Below are 4450 nucleotides of genomic sequence, written 5' to 3' on the forward strand. Positions count from 1 at the left end.
GTTGCCACTCTCGATGACCTTAAAGTTGGGAAACTTAATGTTGTTCTTAACAGTAGTGTGCATCATTCTTGAAGTACAGAAAGAAAAATTAAGAATTGATTTTAAAAAGGAAAGCTTTTATTTGAAAAAATTACTCTTTATTTCCTTCATCGGCTTTTTCACGCTGAATGCGCTGGTAAATTTCTTCGCGATGAACGGATACATCCTTGGGTGCGTTAACACCAATGCGGACCTGGTTTCCTTTAACACCAAGAACTGTGACAGTGACTTCGTCACCAACCATGAGAGTTTCGCCTACGCGGCGGGTAAGAATTAACATGTGTAGAATCTCCTTAAATCATCCTGTTTCTCAGCTCCCCTGATACGGGACTGATAGGAATTCGAGTGACATCTCGTCCAACTCCTTGCCACACGAACACCTAGTAGAGGAGTTGCTGCTTCTAAATATAGACCAGCAACATCTTATTCGCTTACATCGTCTGCTTTATCCAGATCAAAGGCTGAATGCAAAGCTCTGACAGCAAGCTCCAGATACTTCTCCGCGATTACCACGGATACTTTAATCTCTGACGTAGAGATCATCTGAATATTGATACTCTCACTGGCTAGCGCGTCAAACATCTTGCTTGCAACACCAGCATGCGAACGCATACCTACGCCCACAATGGACACCTTAGCAATTTTGCTGTCACCAACAACCTCGCGGGCGCCCAGCTCAGCCGCAACCTTTTGCAGCACAGCTTCAGCTGCCTGATAGTCGTTACGGTGAACAGTAAAAGTAAAATCGGTCGTTTTGTCCGCCGCCACGTTCTGAACGATAATATCCACTTCGATATTTTCGCGGCTGATCGGACCCAAAATCCTGGACGCCACACCCGGCACATCAGGTACGCCCAGAACAGTTAATTTGGCTTCATCACGGTTAAATGCGATACCTGAGATAACTGGTTTTTCCACAGTATCATCATCCTCTATGCTAATCAGGGTTCCCGGACCATCTTTAAAACTGGATAGCACCCGGAGCGGCACCTTGTATTTTCCGGCAAACTCTACCGCGCGGATCTGCAAAACCTTGGAGCCAAGGCTTGCCATTTCAAGCATCTCTTCAAATGTAATTTTTTCGAGACGCTGCGCGGTATCTACCACGCGTGGATCGGTTGTATAGACCCCATCCACATCGGTATAGATCTGACACTCATCCGCCCTCAGAGCGGCAGCCAATGCCACACCAGTCGTATCCGACCCTCCACGCCCAAGCGTGGTAATATTCCCGCGGTCATCAACACCCTGAAATCCGGCAACCACGATGACACGTCCAGCATCAAGGTCATCACGCATACCGTCGATCTCAATATCCTGAATACGCGCCTTAGTATGGGCGCTATCCGTCAGAATTTTGACCTGACCACCGGTATAAGACCGCGCAGCAACGCCTCGCTTGCTCAATGCCATACAGAGCAGCGCAATGGTTACCTGCTCGCCCGTTGAAACCAATACGTCCATCTCACGCGGCTCTGGCGTGGACTGAATATCCTTCGCCAAACCAATCAGACGGTTGGTTTCACCGCTCATAGCAGACACCACTACAACGATGTCATGCCCTTGCTGACGAAAGCCTGCGACTTTCTCTGCAACCGCCTCAATTCGCTCTACACTGCCTACGGATGTCCCACCGTACTTTTGTACATAGAGTGCCATAACTTCTCATCATCCTCTCAGGCAACAGCCTGTAGCCGAAGACTGCTTACAGCGCAGCCTCGACCAGCTTGGTAACCGACTCCAACGCCGCAGGCAAAGCCGCAGCATCGGTACCACCACCCTGAGCAAAGTCAGGACGGCCACCGCCTTTACCACCTAATTTTGCAGTCAGTTCACGTACCAGATCGCCAGCCTTCACCTGCTTGCTCAGCTCCTTGGTCACACCTGCCGCCAAACTAATCTTCCCATCCGCCTCTGTTGCCAAAACGACGACACCCGATCCAAGCTTGTTCTTCAGCTGATCGATCGTATCACGCAACGCTTTTGGCTCAACGCCGTCCAGCTTAGCGGCCAGTACTTTGACACCTTTAACTTCGACAGCAGCACTTAGCAGATCAGAGCCCTTAGCAGCCGCAAGTTTGGATTTCAGCTGATCCAACTCCTTCTCTAGCTGACGATTACGTTCAGCCAGATCTTCAACCTTGGAAACAACGCTATCGCGAGAGCCTTTCAACAGTGCCGAAATCTGCCCCAGCTTACGATCCGCTTCCTCAGCCCAATCTGCAGCTGCCTTACCTGTCACCGCTTCAATACGTCGCACGCCCGCAGAAATACCACCTTCTGAAGTCACCTTCATCAAGCCGATGTCGCCGGTACGTTTTACATGGGTACCACCACACAACTCAATCGAGAACTCGCCGCCCATTGAGAGCACACGCACTACATCGTCGTATTTCTCTCCAAACAGTGCAGCAGCACCTTTTGCTTTCGCCTCGTCGATCGGCATGATCTCGGTAACCGTTTCGGTATTTAAGCGAATCTGCTCGTTCACGATCGCTTCGACCTGTTGCAACTGCTCGGCTGTTACAGCCTCGAAGTGCGAGAAGTCAAAACGCAGACGCTCCGGATCAACCAAAGAGCCTTTTTGCTGTACGTGCTCGCCCAGTACCATACGCAACGCTTCGTGCAGCAAGTGAGTCGCCGAATGGTTCAAAGCGGTTGCTTGACGGGCTTCATGATTAACTTCAGTCACAACGGCGTCTCCGATCTTCAGGACGCCCTCAGCCAGCTCACCATGATGCAGATGGTTCTTTGACTCTTTGGTGCAGTTGGTGACATTAAACTGGCCACGATCCCAACGCAGGAACCCGGTATCACCGACCTGACCACCGGACTCACCGTAAAACGCAGTATTCTCCAGTACGACCATGCCCTGCTCACCGGCAGACAGCTGATTAACCGCTTCACCGTCTTTAAACAGCGCGACAACCTTAGAGGTATCTTCCAATGCCTCATAACCGTTGAACTGCGTCTCGCCTTCCAGATCCAGTTTGTCGTTGTAATCAACACTGAAACTACCGGATGCGCGCGCACGTTCGCGCTGTGCTTCCATTGCAGTTTCAAATCCTTTCATATCAATGGTCAGCTCATTTTCACGCGCGACATCTGCCGTCAGGTCAACCGGAAATCCGTATGTGTCGTACAGCTTAAACACGGTTTCGCCGGAAATGACCTTGCCATCCAACTCGTCCATCGCGTCCTGCAGCAGACTCATACCATTGTCCAGAGTCTTCGCAAACTGCTGCTCTTCTTTCAGCAACACACGCTCAATCTGATCCTGAGCTTTGGTCAGCTCCGGATAAGCCTCACCCATCTCGTTAACCAGCGCTGCAACCAGCTGGTTAAAGAAAGGCCCTTTAGCGCCCAACTTGTTTCCGTGACGAATCGCACGACGAATAATGCGGCGCAGAACGTATCCACGACCTTCATTGGATGGCAATACACCATCGGTAATCAGGAACGAACATGAACGGATATGATCGGCAATAACGCGCAGCGACTTGTTATCCATATCGCTACTACCAACGGCCGCAGCCGTGGCTTTCAGCAGATTCTGGAACAGATCAATTTCGTAGTTGGAGTGAACGTTCTGCATCACGGCAGCAATACGCTCCAGCCCCATACCTGTATCAACAGACGGCTTAGGCAGTGGCGTCATCTCGCCATCTGCAGAACGGTTGTACTGCATGAATACAACGTTCCAGATTTCGATGTAACGATCACCGTCTTCGTCCGGGCTGCCCGGAGGACCACCTGCGACTTCTTCACCGTGATCAAAGAAAATTTCAGTACATGGACCACAAGGACCGGTATCACCCATTGACCAGAAGTTATCTTCATCCAACTTCGAGAAACGGTCTGGGTCGATACCCATCTCTTCTTTCCAGATCTTCTCAGCTTCGCCATCAGAGTGGTGTACAGTGACCCACAAGCGCTCCTTCGGCAGCCCCATAACCTCGGTCAGAAAGCTCCAGGCAAATCCAATCGCTTCACGCTTGAAGTAATCACCAAAGCTGAAGTTACCCAGCATTTCGAAGAACGTATGGTGACGCGCAGTGTAACCTACGTTCTCCAGATCATTATGTTTACCACCGGCACGCACACAACGCTGAGACGAAGTTGCGCGGGTATAAGAACGCTTGTCATCTCCGAGGAAAACGTCCTTGAACTGAACCATACCGGCGTTGGTAAACATCAGTGTTGGGTCGTTTCCAGGAATCAACGGGCTGCTGGCAACAACCTGGTGACCGTTCTGTGCAAAGTAGTCCAGGAAAGCCTGGCGAATTTCAGCGCTTGTCATGTATTTCATAAGGAAACCGTATGCGTGTCCGTTCTGTACAGGGCAAATTGATTAAAGCATCAGATTAGATCTGCTGCATATTGAGGATTGCCCACTCACCAAAAATGGCGA

General features: G+C 50.5%; 3 protein-coding genes. All 3 read right to left on the bottom strand.

Annotated features, from left to right (window positions below):
• Window positions 1-130: 130 nt before the first annotated feature.
• Entirely contained in the window at window positions 131-319 is a 189-nt protein-coding gene (csrA, locus tag ABYW01_RS15050; RefSeq protein WP_193951617.1) for a carbon storage regulator CsrA, read from the bottom strand.
• 143 nt (window positions 320-462) lie between these two features.
• Complete coding sequence (locus ABYW01_RS15055) at window positions 463-1698, bottom strand: aspartate kinase (protein WP_372834169.1); 1236 nt, start codon at window positions 1696-1698, stop codon at window positions 463-465.
• A gap of 46 nt (window positions 1699-1744) precedes the next feature.
• The gene (alaS, locus tag ABYW01_RS15060) at window positions 1745-4339 is read right to left on the bottom strand and encodes an alanine--tRNA ligase (RefSeq protein WP_372834172.1); all 2595 of its coding nucleotides are present in this window, start codon (window positions 4337-4339) and stop codon (window positions 1745-1747) included.
• Window positions 4340-4450 lie beyond the last annotated feature (111 nt).

This window comes from Pontibacterium sp. (assembly GCF_041587635.1).
Lineage (GTDB): Bacteria > Pseudomonadota > Gammaproteobacteria > Pseudomonadales > Balneatricaceae > Pontibacterium.

Coding starts and splice junctions, on each gene's coding strand:
- csrA (WP_193951617.1), bottom strand. CDS start 319: ATGTTAATTCTTACCCGCCGCGTAGGCGAAACTCTCATGGTTGGTGAC.
- ABYW01_RS15055 (WP_372834169.1), bottom strand. CDS start 1,698: ATGGCACTCTATGTACAAAAGTACGGTGGGACATCCGTAGGCAGTGTA.
- alaS (WP_372834172.1), bottom strand. CDS start 4,339: ATGACAAGCGCTGAAATTCGCCAGGCTTTCCTGGACTACTTTGCACAG.